Genomic DNA, 248 nt, shown 5'->3' with positions numbered 1-248 from the left:
TTACCGTGCACACCACCGAAGTGACCTCAACGCCCGTGCGAATCGGCGCATTGAACTTGCGCGCATACGCTTCAAAGTAGTCCGCCACGCGCTCCTTTGGCGCGAAACCATCGGGCGCCACATCATCGAATTCCAGCCCCGGAAACCGGTCATGCCAGGCCGGCCCGTTGGCCACCAGCGAGTCCCAGCGCCCGGTGCGCCAGCGCTCGGCGATTCGGCTGCGTTCCAGCACCAGGTGCGGCACGCCG

Annotated in this window: 1 pseudogene; it reads right to left on the bottom strand. The window is 66.1% G+C overall.

Going from position 1 to position 248, the window contains the following annotated elements:
• Nucleotides 1–248 (bottom strand): annotated as a pseudogene (locus AC0L20_RS41560) (FAD-dependent oxidoreductase); the annotation flags it as partial.

The organism is Bradyrhizobium sp. Kon58, from assembly GCF_055807455.1.
This window is presented reverse-complemented; position numbering and strand designations above follow the sequence as displayed.